Annotated in this window: 16 protein-coding genes and 2 pseudogenes; 11 read left to right on the top strand and 7 right to left on the bottom strand. The window is 69.1% G+C overall.

Features of this window, described 5'->3' with window-relative positions; all coding sequences use genetic code 11:
- Positions 1-143 precede the first annotated feature (143 nt).
- Both ACMTAK_RS51245 and ACMTAK_RS51240 read left to right on the top strand, forming a co-directional pair.
- The gene (locus ACMTAK_RS51245) at positions 144-266 is read left to right on the top strand and encodes a hypothetical protein (protein WP_413812554.1); all 123 of its coding nucleotides are present in this window, start codon (positions 144-146) and stop codon (positions 264-266) included.
- Complete coding sequence (locus ACMTAK_RS51240) at positions 263-628, top strand: winged helix-turn-helix transcriptional regulator (protein ID WP_413812553.1); 366 nt, start codon at positions 263-265, stop codon at positions 626-628. Before ACMTAK_RS51245 ends, ACMTAK_RS51240 begins: the two co-directional genes overlap by 4 nt.
- 60 nt (positions 629-688) lie before the next feature.
- On the opposite strand, the gene ACMTAK_RS51235 is transcribed toward ACMTAK_RS51240, so the two are convergent.
- Positions 689-1,129 (bottom strand): TIGR03618 family F420-dependent PPOX class oxidoreductase, encoded by a 441-nt coding sequence (locus ACMTAK_RS51235; protein ID WP_413812552.1) that lies wholly within the window; start codon positions 1,127-1,129, stop codon positions 689-691.
- Positions 1,130-1,583: 454 nt separating this feature from the next.
- Positions 1,584-2,774 (bottom strand): IS110 family RNA-guided transposase, encoded by a 1,191-nt coding sequence (locus ACMTAK_RS51230; protein ID WP_413812792.1) that lies wholly within the window; start codon positions 2,772-2,774, stop codon positions 1,584-1,586.
- Positions 2,775-3,012: 238 nt separating this feature from the next.
- On the opposite strand from ACMTAK_RS51230, the gene ACMTAK_RS51225 reads away from it, so the two are divergent.
- The 5 genes from ACMTAK_RS51225 to ACMTAK_RS51205 all read left to right on the top strand — a co-directional run bounded on the left by ACMTAK_RS51225 (position 3,013) and on the right by ACMTAK_RS51205 (position 7,756).
- A complete protein-coding gene (locus ACMTAK_RS51225; RefSeq protein ID WP_413812551.1) occupies positions 3,013-3,774 on the top strand; it encodes an SDR family oxidoreductase in 762 nt (253 codons plus the stop codon).
- A gap of 761 nt (positions 3,775-4,535) precedes the next feature.
- Positions 4,536-5,234 carry an SDR family oxidoreductase gene (locus ACMTAK_RS51220; protein WP_413812550.1) on the top strand — a complete coding sequence of 233 codons (699 nt, stop codon included), beginning with the start codon at positions 4,536-4,538 and terminating at the stop codon, positions 5,232-5,234.
- Between the two features lie 282 nt (positions 5,235-5,516).
- Entirely contained in the window at positions 5,517-5,945 is a 429-nt protein-coding gene (locus tag ACMTAK_RS51215) for an ester cyclase (RefSeq protein ID WP_413812549.1), read from the top strand.
- A 116-nt stretch (positions 5,946-6,061) separates the two neighbouring features.
- Positions 6,062-6,652 carry a TetR/AcrR family transcriptional regulator gene (locus ACMTAK_RS51210; RefSeq protein WP_413812548.1) on the top strand — a complete coding sequence of 197 codons (591 nt, stop codon included), beginning with the start codon at positions 6,062-6,064 and terminating at the stop codon, positions 6,650-6,652.
- Positions 6,653-6,889: 237 nt separating this feature from the next.
- Complete coding sequence (locus ACMTAK_RS51205) at positions 6,890-7,756, top strand: alpha/beta fold hydrolase (RefSeq protein ID WP_413812547.1); 867 nt, start codon at positions 6,890-6,892, stop codon at positions 7,754-7,756.
- A 201-nt stretch (positions 7,757-7,957) separates the two neighbouring features.
- Here ACMTAK_RS51205 and ACMTAK_RS51200 read toward each other — a convergent pair.
- Positions 7,958-8,746 (bottom strand): annotated as a pseudogene (locus ACMTAK_RS51200) (IS5 family transposase); the annotation flags it as partial.
- Between the two features lie 265 nt (positions 8,747-9,011).
- Between ACMTAK_RS51200 and ACMTAK_RS51195 the strand changes: the two are divergent.
- On the top strand, positions 9,012-9,152 hold the full coding sequence (locus ACMTAK_RS51195; protein ID WP_413812546.1) for a hypothetical protein: 141 nt from the start codon (positions 9,012-9,014) through the stop codon (positions 9,150-9,152).
- A 150-nt stretch (positions 9,153-9,302) separates the two neighbouring features.
- Entirely contained in the window at positions 9,303-9,797 is a 495-nt protein-coding gene (locus ACMTAK_RS51190) for a hypothetical protein (protein WP_413812545.1), read from the top strand.
- Positions 9,798-9,879: 82 nt separating this feature from the next.
- Here the strand turns inward: ACMTAK_RS51190 and ACMTAK_RS51185 are convergent, their stop codons facing one another.
- From ACMTAK_RS51185 to ACMTAK_RS51175, 3 genes and pseudogenes are all read right to left on the bottom strand, one after another.
- A complete protein-coding gene (locus ACMTAK_RS51185) occupies positions 9,880-10,077 on the bottom strand; it encodes a hypothetical protein (protein ID WP_413812544.1) in 198 nt (65 codons plus the stop codon).
- Positions 10,078-10,156: 79 nt separating this feature from the next.
- Positions 10,157-10,486, bottom strand: coding sequence for a hypothetical protein (locus tag ACMTAK_RS51180; RefSeq protein WP_413812543.1), 330 nt, complete (start codon positions 10,484-10,486; stop codon positions 10,157-10,159).
- Positions 10,487-10,551: 65 nt separating this feature from the next.
- Positions 10,552-10,883, bottom strand: a pseudogene (locus ACMTAK_RS51175) (ArsR/SmtB family transcription factor); the annotation flags it as partial.
- A gap of 593 nt (positions 10,884-11,476) precedes the next feature.
- On the opposite strand from ACMTAK_RS51175, the gene ACMTAK_RS51170 reads away from it, so the two are divergent.
- Together ACMTAK_RS51170 and ACMTAK_RS51165 are read left to right on the top strand one after the other, a co-directional pair.
- A complete protein-coding gene (locus ACMTAK_RS51170) occupies positions 11,477-12,112 on the top strand; it encodes a CBS domain-containing protein (RefSeq protein WP_413812542.1) in 636 nt (211 codons plus the stop codon).
- A gap of 661 nt (positions 12,113-12,773) precedes the next feature.
- Positions 12,774-12,917, top strand: a complete 144-nt coding sequence (locus ACMTAK_RS51165; RefSeq protein ID WP_413812541.1) for a hypothetical protein — start codon at positions 12,774-12,776, stop codon at positions 12,915-12,917.
- Positions 12,918-12,939: 22 nt separating this feature from the next.
- Here ACMTAK_RS51165 and ACMTAK_RS51160 read toward each other — a convergent pair whose 3' ends face one another.
- The gene (locus tag ACMTAK_RS51160; RefSeq protein ID WP_413812540.1) at positions 12,940-13,155 is read right to left on the bottom strand and encodes an MbtH family protein; all 216 of its coding nucleotides are present in this window, start codon (positions 13,153-13,155) and stop codon (positions 12,940-12,942) included.
- Between the last annotated feature and the right edge of the window lie 69 nt (positions 13,156-13,224).

The raw sequence follows: 13,224 nt of genomic DNA, 5'->3' as shown, positions 1-13,224 counted from the left end.
GTCCATCAGGTACCAAACTCATCAACAACCTCCGCACCACCACAACCCCGTGCTGCGAAAATCGGCAGGCACCAGGGCATTCAAGGCGAAAACAACCTCTAAGTGAGTGTTTTTGACTCTGGTCGTGAGGTGTGTGCGACTGGATGATCTGGTTCGTGGTGGATGGCGGGACGGCTCGCCGGTACTGCCGGGAGTGCGGTGATCCGCTGCCGGCGACGATTTTGGTGGAAGGCGGTGTCGGCGGCGGCGCTATGCTGGACAAGTGAGTCAGGAATTCGAATCGATGAATCTGGGGGCGCCCCGCGTCTGCCCCATTGCCGATGCGCTTGAGATCGTCGGAGAACGCTGGAGTCTGCTCATCCTGCGGGAGATCGGTCTCGGGGTCCATCGCTTCAAGGATATTCAGGTCAACACGGGTGCCCCCCGGGAGACGCTCGCCCTGCGCCTGCGCAAGCTGGAGGAGGCCTGCGTCATCGAACGCCGCCGCTACTGCGACCGCCCTCCCCGCGACGAGTACCTTCTCACCGCCAGCGGCGGCGAACTCGCCCCCGTCCTCGCCGCGCTTCACACGTGGGGAGAACGATACGCAGGCGGGAACGCCGTACCGGACGGGATGCCGGGCGCGTAGGGTCGTCGCGATCGCCCGCGAGGCACGGGCACGGTTCCGCTGTCGCGGCGAACCGGCGACTCAGACGCCGTAGACGCGCTCCGGCCGTACGAGCACGGCCGCGCGGTGCTCGTGCGCCATGACGCGGTCGTAGGTGTCCCAGTCCTCGTGCTCGCCGCCTGCCGCTGCCGCGTAGATGTCGCGGAGCAGCGAGCGCAGGCCGTCGCCGGCGATGTCAGGATGCGGATCATCCGGTCCGGCGATCTCAGCAAGCCCTTCGACCGTCACCCACCGCCAGCCGGACCGCACGGTCGCCGCGAGACGGGGCCGCTCGCGCAGGTTGGCGAGCTTGACCTTGCCGTATGTGACGAACCCCACCACGTCCTCGCCGGTCGCCGGATGCCGGAGGACGCCCTGGTTGACGACGGACGCGTGCACGCCTCCGCCCGCCCGGAGCGTCGTCACCGTTGCGAGACCGCGCTCGGTGCGGAGCAGATCCGCGAAATCCTCCAGTGTCGACACAGCGACTCACCCCTAGGTTGGTTCGAATAATGGACTTGCCCGGAGTCTAGACCGGACCGGACGGGCCGACCGCCAGGCGACCGACGAAGCCCGCCCGGTAGTCCACCGCATGCGCGCTGAGGTGCGCTGTGACGCCCGCGCCGCCCCCGGGGCCGGATCGCGTGATCACCCCCTGCGAGCCGCCGAATGCACGCGCCGGCCGCTCGCAGCGGCAGGCCGAATCCCCCTGTGGGTGGGCTGGGCGCCGCTCGCCCCGCCGACGCCGCGCCCCCCAATCGCTCTCCGTGACCGGCGCGGCAGCCGTCACCGCGCACCCCCGGAGTAGTCAATTCGCTTTCTGGACTCACCTTGCTATCGTGGGCCACGTGGGTAGGTCCATAAACCGAACTTACCTCTGTCGCTCGTCGTCCTCCGCGACGCACCTTCCACCTCAAGGAACTTCCCAATCGTGTTGTCAAGCTGCTCCCGTGACGGGAGGTGAAGCATGAAAGCACTCTCCGTCACGGATCATCGCCCACAGAACGTTGAGGCGTCGGCGTGCGAGGGCCAGCAGCGCCTGCTTGTGCCCCTTGCCCTCGTTCCGCTTCCGGTCGTAGTACGCCTTGGAGGCGGGGCAGCATCGAAGGCTGACCATCGCGGACAGGTACATAGTTCTCAGCAGCCCGCGGTGATAGCGCCGGGGTCTGCGCATGTTGCCGCTGACGCGGCCGGAGTCGCGGGGCCTGGGGGCCAGGCCGGCGAAGCCGGCCAGGCGGTCGGAGCTGGCGAAGGCGTCCATGTCTCCGCCGGTCGCGGCGATGAACTCTGCGGCGAGCTTGGTCCCCATGCCGGGCAGGCTACGGATCACCTCGGCGTGCGGATGCTCGCGAAACCGAGCCTCGATCAGGGCGTCGAGCTCGGCGATCTCCTCATCGAGGTCCATCACCCCGTTCGCGAGGCGGACCACCATGGCGGCGGCCAGCTTCTCGCCAGGGAGCGCGGTGTGCTGAGCCCGGGCGGCCTCCACCGCCGTCTTCGCCAGTGCGGCGGCACCTCGGACCTTGTGGTTCTTCAGCCACGTCTCGATCCGGTTCACGCCCGCACGACGGATCGCCGCCGGGGTCTGGAAGCCGGTCAGCAGCACCACCGGACCGTGGTTCGTCAGCTCCAAGGACCGCTCCAAGGCAGGGAAGATTTCCAGGAGTTGGGCACGCAGGCGGTTGATCTGGCGAGTGCGGTCGAAGACTGCGTCCAGCCGACGGGTAGTCAGGGTGCGCAGGTCGACGGCGATCTCGTCGCCGGGCCTCAGCAGGCCGAGGTCACGGCGAACGCGAGCCTGGTCGGCGATGACGAAGGCGTCCTTCGCGTCCGTCTTGCCCTCGCCGCGGTAGGTGGCAGAAGCACGGTGGACCGCCAGGCCGGTGAGGTAGGCGACCGGCTGGCCATGGCTGATCAGCAGGCCGATCAGCAGCGCGGCACCACCATGGTTGAGGTCCACCGCCCACAGCACATCCCGCGATATCTCCAGGACGTCGCCGATCAGAGCGAGGAGCTCGGCCTCGTCGTTCTGGACTCGGCGGGACAGCAGACGCTTGCCCTCCGCGTTGATCACCACCGCATGGTGATGCGTCTTGCCGATGTCCACTCCGGCCCAGATCTCGGGCACGTTCCCCTCCGCCAGCTCGTCGTATATCGATCCCACAGACGACCTCGCCGACGTTGTCCTACAGCAGCGATCAAAGTCGCATCTCCCAATTGGCGGTCGAGTCGTCGCGGGGCTCCGGGCGGCCAAGTTCCTTGAGCCATCGAACGGTCTCCACCATGCCAGCCATACCCAGAACCCCTGGGCCCTCCGATCTTACGAATGACCAGATCAGACCCACATCTGAAAGGTAGGACCCTCCATGTCTTCGATCCTCATCACCGGCGCCTCCAGGGGTGTCGGTCGCGCCACCGCCGCCGAACTCGCCAAGCGCGGCCACCGCGTCGTCGCGACGGCCCGTGACCCACGCACACTCGACGGCCTCGACGTCGACCAGCGGCTGCGCCTGGACGTCACCGATCAGGCCAGCGTCGACGCCGCCGTCGAGCAGGCCGGTGGCATCGATGTTCTGATCTCGAACGCCGCCGTGACCTTCGCCGCCGCCGTCGAAGCGAGCCCCCTCTCCGAGATCGAGCGTCTCTACGCACAGAACACAGTCGGCGCGATCCGCGTGACGCAAGCCCTTCTGCCGCAGATGCGCCAGCGGGGCGCGGGCAGGCTGGTGTTCGTCTCCAGCGTCGGCGGGCGCATCGTCCTGCCGGGCAACGCCGCCTACGTCGCCTCCAAGTGGGCACTGGAGGCGTTGGGCGAGAGCCTCGCCGTCGAACTGGAAGGCTTCGGCATCGACGTCACCCTTGCCGAGCCCGGGCCGATCAGTTCCGGCGCGCTCGACGGCATGACCGCCTACCGGCTGCCGGACGACCCCTACGAGGCCCTGCTGCAGGGGAGCATCCCGGCCGAGATGATGAGCAGTCCCGAGCAGGTCGCTGCAGCGCTTGCCGACCTCGCGGCGGCGCAGACCGTTCCGCTGAGGGTGCCTGTCGGCCCCGTCGCCCAGCAGGTGCTTTCCGCCAGGGACTCCGCTCCGTACGACCGGCCGTTCCTCCGGCCGTTCCTGGTCTGACCGCTCCCTTCGGACCTCGCCTGCAACGAGCAGCGCCTGGTCGACGCCGTCCGGCGCCAGGGACTCGGCGGTTACTACGACCACACGGACGGTGTCGTGATCGGGTATCCGAGCGGGGTGCCCCAGGAACGCGCCCTGCGTGGCGAGCACCTCGTACTTCAGGTCCTCCGCGGTGGCGACGGCTGGCAGGCGGGGCTCCGCGTGACGGCGTGGGTGCCGGACGGCGGCCCCGACTTCCACGAACTGGCGCAGGTCTTCGCATCGTGTCTGCCGACTCAGGCGGAGATCGACCGCGGGGCGCTGGCGGCGGCCGAGTGGTTCAGCGGCGGCGGGCGGCGAGGCGCTGGACTCCGTGAGAGGAGCGCACGTCCCGTTCTGCTTCGCGACGCTCGCAGGCGGCGCAGGCGGCTCAGGGGCCCGAGGTGGGTCCGGTGAACTGACAGGCGTGCCGCCCCTGGATGCCTCCTCTCAGTGACAGATCCTGGCCGGCCGACAGGGTGGCGGTCTGCCTGCACCCCTCGCGCACGGCACATCGCGTGGTCCGTTCCCCGTGCAAGGTGCTTGCGATCATCGAAGCACCCCTATAGTATTACGAACGTAATTTAAACCTGAGCGTGCTCGCCCATACGGCGCACCCTTCCCACGCCGCCCGCGACAAGGGCCTGAACCGCCTGCGGTAGGGCCGACACCGCGCACCGGCGCCGTTGTCACGGCGTGGTCGCTTCGGGCAGTGAGCCCTCCTACTTCACCAGGAACTCTTCATGGACCTTTCCGCCAGCACCGTCCTCGTCACCGGGGCCAACCGCGGGCTGGGGCGGGCACTCGCCGCCGAACTGCTCGCCCGTGGCGCCACCGTCTACGCCGGTGCCCGCAACCCCGACCAGGTCGACCTGCCCGGCGCCAAGCCGATCGCGCTCGACATCACCGACCCGGCCTCCGTCGCGGCCGCCGCCCAGGCCACCGGCGACGTGACCGTCCTGATCAACAACGCCGGCTCGGCCACCGGCACCGACCTGCTCACAGGCGACCTGGACAACATCCGCCTGGAGCTGGACACCCACTACTACGGCACCCTGTCGGTGGTCCGCGCCTTCGCGCCCCAGATCGCGGCCAACGGCGGCGGTGCCATCCTGAACATCCTGTCCGTCCTGTCCTGGGTCAGCTCCCCGGAACACGGCGCCTACTGCGCGGCCAAGTCCGCCCAGTGGTCCCTCACCAACGCCCTGCGCCTGCAGCTTGCCGACCAGGGCATTCGAGTGGCCGGCCTACACGTCGGCTACATGGACACCGACATGGTCCGGACCGTCGAGGCGCCCAAGTCCGACCCCGCCGACATCGCCAGGATCGCGGTCGACGGCATCGCCGCCGGCGCCTACGAGATCCTCGCGGACGACCCCGCCCGCCAAGCCCAGCCTGCACTGTCCGGAGGCGTCTCGGCGCTCTATCCGCAGCTCTCCTGAACGCCCACGCCGGCCCGGAAACCCTCACCGGGCCGGCGGATGGCGACGCCCGGTGTCCCACTCCCGCGCCCTCGCGTCATCGAGGTGAGGACAGCGGCGGCACAGGACGGCGACGAGCGCTCAGCCGTCGTCACCTGTGCCGGCCCGTCGATGCCTTCACGGTCGAGGTGGCCACCTTCCTCACCATCTGACCACGTCGACCGGAACGCCGGCACTCCACACGGAAACGTTGCCAGGCCCTGCTCGTCCAACCCGCCTGTTCGACCCACATCGGAGAAGCGCATGTCTTCCTCGAACGTCGAGAACCGAACGACCACGGCCGACCTGCACCGGCTTGCCGATGAGTACGTCGAACTCGTCAACCTGCATGACATCGACGGCCTGTTCGCCCTGTACGCGCCGGACTTCCGCGACCACGCCGCCGACGGCACCACCTCCGGCGTCGAGGAGACCCGCGCGGTGCTGAAGTCGTTCCTGGACGCGGTCCCCGACTTCGCCGCCGCGCCGGTCCGTGTCGTCGCCGAGGACGACTGGTTCACGATCAGCTTCGTCCTCACCGGCACGAACACCGGGCCCTTCAACGGCACTCCCGCCACCGGCCGATCGATCAAGGTGCTGGAGGTCCGCATGTTCAAGGTGGCCGACGGGAAACTCACCGACCACTGGGGCCTCATCGACCTCGCGACGCTGTTCGCCCAGTTGCAGTCCTGACCAACCCCGGCCTCGCCGAGCCGACGTCGATTCTTTGGATTACGTTCGCAATACCATAGACTGGTGCAGTCGGTAAAGGGCAACGGGTCCGTTTGGTCGGCGAGGGAGCGTGCGCTGTGGTGCGGTACGGAAAAGAGCACAAGTCGGAGACGAGGCGGCGGATCATCGAGACGGCGGGCCGCCGGTTCAAGCAAGACGGTATCGACGGCTCCGGCGTCTCGACGCTCATGAAGGACGCGGGGCTGACCAATGGTGCCTTCTATGCTCACTTCACATCCAAAGATGACCTCGTCACCACGGCGATCGCCGACCAGTTGAAGGCACAGGCCGCGAGCGTTGTCGCACAGGCCGCGCCCGGCCGTGCCGGACTGGAGCAGATCGTGCGGGGTTACCTTTCACCCCAGCACCGCGAAATGCTTGGCGATGGCTGCCCCAACGCCGCTCTGCTCGACGAGATCGGGCGCTGCACCAACGCGACCAGGCAGGCGTACACCGACGGCGTGCTGATCCTCATCGACGGCATCGCCGCCCGCATGGCGCCCGAGGATCCGTCCTCCGCCCGTGTGAAGGCACTCAGCCTCCTCGGCCTGATGGCCGGGACGCTGCAGCTCTCCCGCGCCTTGACCGACAGCCAACTCGCCAATGAGCTCCTCGAGCAGGGGGTGAACAACGCCCTCGCGCTGCTGGATGCCGGGCAGCGCGTCTGACACACAACGCCCCTGGTGAGGGCTGGAGTTGGCGCGTACTTCGGTTCCCGCAACCGAGCTGTCCATATCCACTGCGTCGCGCAGGTGCGGCCTCACCGTCATGGTGTGCGCCGCCTCTCTTGCGACCCAATGGAATTACGGTCATACTTTAAAAGTTGGCGTGACTCCTACGGATCTTCTGTCGTCGACCGAACTGACTGCAGACGCAGTGCAGAACCCCACCAGAAGGGCACGGTCATGAACGACGCACAAGGAGTACGAGGCGACGTGGTGACCTCGTACAGGAAGGCCCCGACCCGCACCCTCACCGCCGGCGGAGTGACCTTCGCCTACCGTGACCTCGGTCCGAATACCGGCGTGCCGGTGGTCTTCCTCACCCACCTTGCCGCGGTCCTCGACAACTGGGACCCCAGGGTCGTCGACGGCATCGCCGCCAGGCATCGCGTCATCACCTTCGACAACAGGGGTGTCGGCGCATCCAGTGGCGCGACACCGAAAACCATCGAGGAGATGGCGAGGGACGCCGTCACCTTCATCCGGGGCCTCGGGCTCGAACAGGTCGACATCCACGGCTTCTCGATGGGCGGCATGATCGCCCAGGTGATCGCGCAGGAGGAACCGCGGCTCGTCCGCAGGCTGATCCTCACGGGTACCGGCCCCGCGGGCGGCGAGGGCATCAAGAACGTGACCTGGCTCTCCCATCTGGACACCGTCCGGGGCCTGTTCACCCTGCAGGACCCGAAGCAGTTCCTCTTCTTCACCCGCACCGCGGGCGGACGCCGAGCCGGCAAGCAGTTCCTGGCCCGGCTCAAGGAGCGCACCCACGACCGGGACAAGGTGATCTCTCTCCCGTCGTACTTCGCCCAGCTCAGGGCCATCCACCGCTGGGGGCTCGCGCAGCCCCAGGATCTCTCCGTCATTCATCAGCCCGTGTTCGTCGCCAACGGCCAGAGTGACCGGATGGTGCCGACGAAGAACTCGTTCGACCTGGCACGGCGACTGCCGAACGCCGATCTGGTCGTCTACCCCGACGCCGGCCACGGAGGCATCTTCCAGTTCCACGAGCAGTTCGTGTCGGAAGCCCTGGACTTTCTTGAGCGGTAGTAGGTGCCGAGGACGGGCGGAACGGTGATCGCGTCCGGGCTCGGCTTAATGTCCCCGCCCAGCGCCCGGCGAAGGTTTCAATCACACTGCTGCGCCCCGGCGGCCCCCTCGGCGCAGTACTCGGCAGCGGCGTAGGCGGAATCCTCGGCATCATTTTCCCGGCGGCTCGGCGTTAGGTGACACCTCGGAATGCTGTGATCACGTTGCCTGCGCTGGCGAGGGCGGTGCCGTCGGCTTCACCTGACGGCGCCGAGTGAGGCGCCTGGTCATGAGGGTGATGGCGGCCCAGGTGATCAAGGTCTCGGAGTGCTGGACGAGTCGTTCGTAGTCGCGGGCGTGACGGCGGGCGTGCATGATCCAGGCCAGCGAGCTTTCGACGACCCACCTGCGGGACAGGACGACAAATCCCGTCGTGTCCTTGGGGCGGCTGACGGTCTTGATCGTGATGTTGAGGTGCTGTTTGGCCCAGGTCACGAGCTTGCCCGCGTAGGCGCGGTCGGCCCAGACGATGGTGATCTCGGGGTGCATCAGCCGAAGGCGGAAGAGGACTTCCTTCGCTGCGGCGGAATCGTGCAGATCGGCCGGGGTAACCATGACCAGCAGGGGTAGCCCGCGTGTGTCCACGACCAGGTGGCGCTTGCGACCGTTGATTTTCTTTCCTGCGTCGTAGCCGCGGCTGTCCTTTCCGACGGTCTCGGCGGCCTTGACGCTCTGGGAGTCGATGACCGTGGCGACCGCGCGGGGGCCCTTGCCCATCTCACGACGGATCCGGCCGGCGAGCTGGTCGCGGATCTGTCCGATGATCCCGGCGGCGGCCCAGCGCGCCATGAACCCCCAAACCGTGCGCCACGGCGGGAAATCCGCAGGCAGAGCCCTCCACTTGCATCCGGTATCGACCACGTAGCGGATCGCGTCGACGATCTCGCGCCGGGGGTGCTTCTCCGGCCGACCGCCGCGGCGGGTGTCGCAGGCCGGGGTCTGCTCGACCATGCGGAAGACTTCGATCGCAAGCTGACGGTCTTCACCGGGCCGGTACTCGAGGATTCCGATCCGCCCTGCCGGGGCATCCAGGTACCGCTCCGGTTCCGGAATGTCGCCGCGTTCATGCACGACAGGGACCTGGCGGCCACCGCCTACGTGCTGGACCAGAGCCCCGACCTCACCAAAGACGCCGCCGCCCAAGCCATGGCCAAAGCCACGCGAGCAGGAGACCCTCCCCCGCTCGAGCGCCTTCCGCACCTTCCAGGTACCTGTCTTGGACATCACCACCCTCACCGGCCTGGACCCGGGCCCGGGCCCACTGCCAGCGGCCGACCGGCTCCCCGCCGGAGTGCGGGCAGCACGGCGCTGGACCCTCCTGGAGTCCTACGACGACATCACCATGGCCACCTCGTAGAAGGGCGCATGAGAAACGCGACCGAGCTGTGGACGCTGCCGTTGGCGGGCGGACAGGTTTTGGCGCGGGCCCGGGAGCGGGCCCGGCGTTGCCCCGACAGGCGCAACGCAACGTGATCACATCCGTACATCCCGTTCGTAAAGTGGCCCCATGTGGCGCCTTCCGCAAGCCGGTACCCTCGCCGTCCTCAAGCTCCCGGCCACCCTGCTCCTGGTCACCCTCGCACTGATGGGCATCGGCACGCTCCTGTCGGCGGGGGGCCTGACCGTGCTGACCGTCCACCCCACGCGGACGGTCACCCCGAACCCCACCGACACGGACACCACGTCCGGTCCGCCGACCTCACCGCCCACCACGCCACCGACCTCACCCGTCACCTCCCCACCCACCTCACCGCCCACCTCCCCGCCGTCCGCACCCGCCACGCCCGGCCCCGCCTCGGGCCCACTGAGCCAGGACACACAGGAGGTGATGGCCAATTCGGCAGCGCTGCTCACCTCCTGGATCGGGCTGATCAGCCAGGTGCTCGGGCTGCTGACAGCGATGATCGGCTTGGTCGCCGCGGGCCGTCGCCCGGCCACCGCCGAGCCCGCCGACAGCGGTGGATCCGAGTCGCCAAGGCACAGACGACCACGTCACCGGTGACCGCGGTGATGTCACACCGCTGGACCCGCGAGGGGTAACCGCTCGCAGGGCTACTAGCGAGCGAAACAGGCGCTTTTCAGGATCAGGCAGCGGGTCCGACCACGGCGGGCGCGGGCGTGGCCTGCTCGGTGCGCGCCGCCCGCCGCTCGCGCGACTGCTCCAGTGACGTCGCCAGGAGGTACTGGGCGGTGCGGTGTCGGCGGCCCTCGTCGCGGTCCGCCCCGGCCCGGACCGAGCTGGGGGCGTGGGGCGGCCGGGGAAGAATGTTGGCAGTGGTCACGAAAGGGGGGCGTCATGCGGTTGACGATCGACACCGAGACGGACACCTATGAGCAGGCGATTGCCGCCGTGCAGGCTGCCTACGGGCTGCGACCCGTCGCCCCTGCCGACTGGCCGGAACCGCCAGCCGCCGACCCTCGCCCCGGGCCGCGGACGGCGAGGAGGGCCAGAGCGAGCAGGACGGGTTCGGCGAAACGAGAGGCCATCTCGGTGTAGCGGCCCGCGGTGGTCAGGTCCCGGCCGCTGGGGCGGAAGACCACCGAATTGACGACGATATCGGCGGCCTTCTGGGCGCGGGCGCCGGTGAAGCGGTCAGGGAAGGCCGCGTGCGGTCTGGGGTCCTGTTTGCCGATGACTCCTGCGCCGGGCGGGTATGGCCTGGTGGGGGTGTCCGGCAGCCCGAGTCCCATCAGCGGCAGCCACAGGCGTCCGTTTCGGCGTCGGCGGCCGACACCGCTGTGGTCGCGAGTACGGCGCAGCAGCCCTTCCCGTCGGCGTCCGTGCAGGTCCGGTCGCTCTCAATGGCGACCACGGCGGTGCGCAGGTCGTCCAGCGCATGGCCGAGGCGTTCGTCGGCCGACTCGTAGCGGGCCCGCCGTCCATCGGGGACGGTGACGACGAGGCCGCAGTCGCGCAGACAGGCCAGGTGGTTCGACAGCCGGGTGCGGGAGATACCGAGGGCGTCGGCGAGGTCGGAGGGGTAGGCGGGGGCATCCCGCAGAGCGAGCAAGAGACGGCAGCGGATCGGGCCGGCGAGCGCGCGGCCGAACGGGCCAGTACGTCGATGTCGGAGGCAACGGTCAGCACACCATGACAGTGCGAATTGCTGAATTCAGGTACCGGTCGGCCTGACGTCCTCGGCATGGACCACAAGAGCCACGACGCGACCGTCGACGCCGCCGGCGGCAAGGTCCTCAACCAGCACGTCGACCAGGACGACCGGGACGACAACGACAGCGACGACGACTGATCAGCCACCAGGCCGCCTGCCTGAAGCCTCCCTCAGTTCCCGAAGCGCCCGCACCCGCACTGTCCGGCGGCCGCGGCCCCTTCGTCCGTTCCGGGGGCCGGGCCCGTGGGCGTGGGCACGGACGCTGAGTGAGCGGTCAGGAGGGCCGCCTGCCCATCCCCCTTCGATAAGCGCAAGGGCCAGGCGCCCAGTGCCGGCCTCCACCGCGCGCTCGGCCGCACTCCCGGCCGTAGGACCGCCGGCTTTCCCCGCCAGGCCGAACGCCAGTGGTCGCCGGAGCGGCGCGGTGCTGTCATGGGTAGGGAAGACGGCGTGGGCGAGCCGGCCGGGCCGCGGAAGTCGGCGCGCCGCGCGTGGTCCGCCCGGGCGGTCCGGCCGCGGCGGTCCGGCCGCGGCCGCGCCCCGTCGCGAAGCGGAGGAGGCCGATGCCATGCTGCACCGCCGCACGGTCGGTGACGTGATGACCGAGGAGGTCGTCACCCTCCGGCCCGACACACCCTTCCAGGACGTCGCCGCCCTGCTGGACGCGAACGACATTGCCGCGGCTCCGGTCGTCGATGACAACGACGCCCCCGTCGGCATGGTGTCCGCCTCCGACGTGCTGCGGCACGAGACCGGCATGCCCGATCCGCAGGGGCAGGACGAGAACGACAAGCACCCCTGGAGCAAGGCCCGGGCCCAGACCGCAGGCGCGCTCATGAGCAGCCCCGTCATCGCCGCCCGCGCCGACTGGACCATCCCCCGGGCCGCGCGCGAACTCCGCAGGCGACACGTCAAGCAACTGCCGGTGGTCGGCGACGACAGGCTCCTTGGCATCGTCAGCCGCAGCGACCTGCTCGACGCCTTCATCCGTTCCGACGTCGAGATCCGCGACGAGGTCGAGCAGGACGTCCTGGGACGCATCCTCGGCCTGGACAAGGGCACCGTCGCGGTCGAGGTCCGCGACGGGGACGTCACCCTTCGGGGCCACGTCCCGGAACCGCGTCTCATCCCGGTGGTCGTGGGCCTGTGCCAGGGCGTCGACGGTGTCGTCACCGTGGACGCCCACCTCACCGCCGCGCGCTAGGTATCCGCCCTGGGAATCCGGCCACAGCAGCGGCAGGCCGGCCACCAGGCGCAGCCGAGCGATCCCGGCCCGAACCAGGCCACCGGCGTCACCGTCACCGATCCGCTCCCGGACGGTCTCACCTTCCTGTCCGCCCCGACCCCACCAACAACACCGACACCGTCACCATCCGCGTCGAACCCGCCCCCTCCTGCTGCGCCCCCTACTCCCCCGCACGTAACTCGCCCCGGAATCCGCCACGCGGACTCCCGCCCGACAACAGCGCCCGGCACGCCCCCTGCAGGGGACACGGCCGGGGCATGGATCAGTACAGCGGAGTCCATCTGGTACGTCACAGCCGTGATCTTCGCGTCCTGCGGCATGTTGAAGATCACCCAGCCGGTGACCTTGTCGCCCGGCTGGAGGATCATGGTGAGGTCCATGGACTCACCGGCGGTGGGACTACCGGGCCTACCGGCGTACACCTTCCCGGTCGAGTCGATGACCTTCGCCCCCCAGGTTGCCGGGGTCGTCATAGGGGCATCGCCGGCAACAGGGCCCTGTGAGGGCGACCGCTGTAGCGAACCCACCCGTCATCGCGGGAGCGCACGCGGTCGTACGGATCATCGATGCCAGGAAAAGGCCGGCCCTTGCCGTACGGATCGGCGCCGACAACGTCGTCTTGAGCGTGCACGCCCTTCAACTGCCCAAACGCGCCGAACCGCACAGCGGCTTCCGCCTGGAGCGCATGGAGTCCGAGAAGGTCACGGGCCGCGCGCTGATGTACCTGATCGTCGCATGGCTGCTCGACGGCGGGGCGGGCTGACCCACACCGCCGCCCGGACAGCTCAGCCGGTGGCCGGATCCGTGGGCCGGGCCGGACCGTCGGGTGCGAGGTCCGTCCAGGTGCGCTCGATATGGTCCAGGCACACGTCCCGGGATGCGGCCGGGTGCGCCTCGTGCCATCCGTCGGGCACCGGGACGAAGGTGGGCCACAGGGCGTGCTGGTTGTGGTCGTTGACCACGACGAGGAAAGTGCCGTCCGGGTCGTCGAAGGGGTTCACGTCGTCCTGCCGATCTCTGCGGGGTCCGGGTGGAGAAGCCGGTCCGGCGGCCGTGGGGCTCGGCCCGTC

Origin of the sequence: Streptomyces lacaronensis (assembly GCF_047337785.1) — a bacterium.
Classification (GTDB): domain Bacteria; phylum Actinomycetota; class Actinomycetes; order Streptomycetales; family Streptomycetaceae; genus Streptomyces; species Streptomyces lycopersici.
Note: the sequence above shows the minus strand (reverse complement) of the source record. Positions and strands in the feature narration are given on the sequence as shown.

Coding starts and splice junctions, on each gene's coding strand:
- ACMTAK_RS51205 (WP_413812547.1), top strand. CDS start 6,890: ATGAACGACGCACAAGGAGTACGAGGCGACGTGGTGACCTCGTACAGG.
- ACMTAK_RS51215 (WP_413812549.1), top strand. CDS start 5,517: ATGTCTTCCTCGAACGTCGAGAACCGAACGACCACGGCCGACCTGCAC.
- ACMTAK_RS51170 (WP_413812542.1), top strand. CDS start 11,477: ATGCTGCACCGCCGCACGGTCGGTGACGTGATGACCGAGGAGGTCGTC.
- ACMTAK_RS51220 (WP_413812550.1), top strand. CDS start 4,536: ATGGACCTTTCCGCCAGCACCGTCCTCGTCACCGGGGCCAACCGCGGG.
- ACMTAK_RS51225 (WP_413812551.1), top strand. CDS start 3,013: ATGTCTTCGATCCTCATCACCGGCGCCTCCAGGGGTGTCGGTCGCGCC.
- ACMTAK_RS51190 (WP_413812545.1), top strand. CDS start 9,303: ATGTGGCGCCTTCCGCAAGCCGGTACCCTCGCCGTCCTCAAGCTCCCG.
- ACMTAK_RS51245 (WP_413812554.1), top strand. CDS start 144: ATGATCTGGTTCGTGGTGGATGGCGGGACGGCTCGCCGGTACTGCCGG.
- ACMTAK_RS51180 (WP_413812543.1), bottom strand. CDS start 10,486: ATGGGACTCGGGCTGCCGGACACCCCCACCAGGCCATACCCGCCCGGC.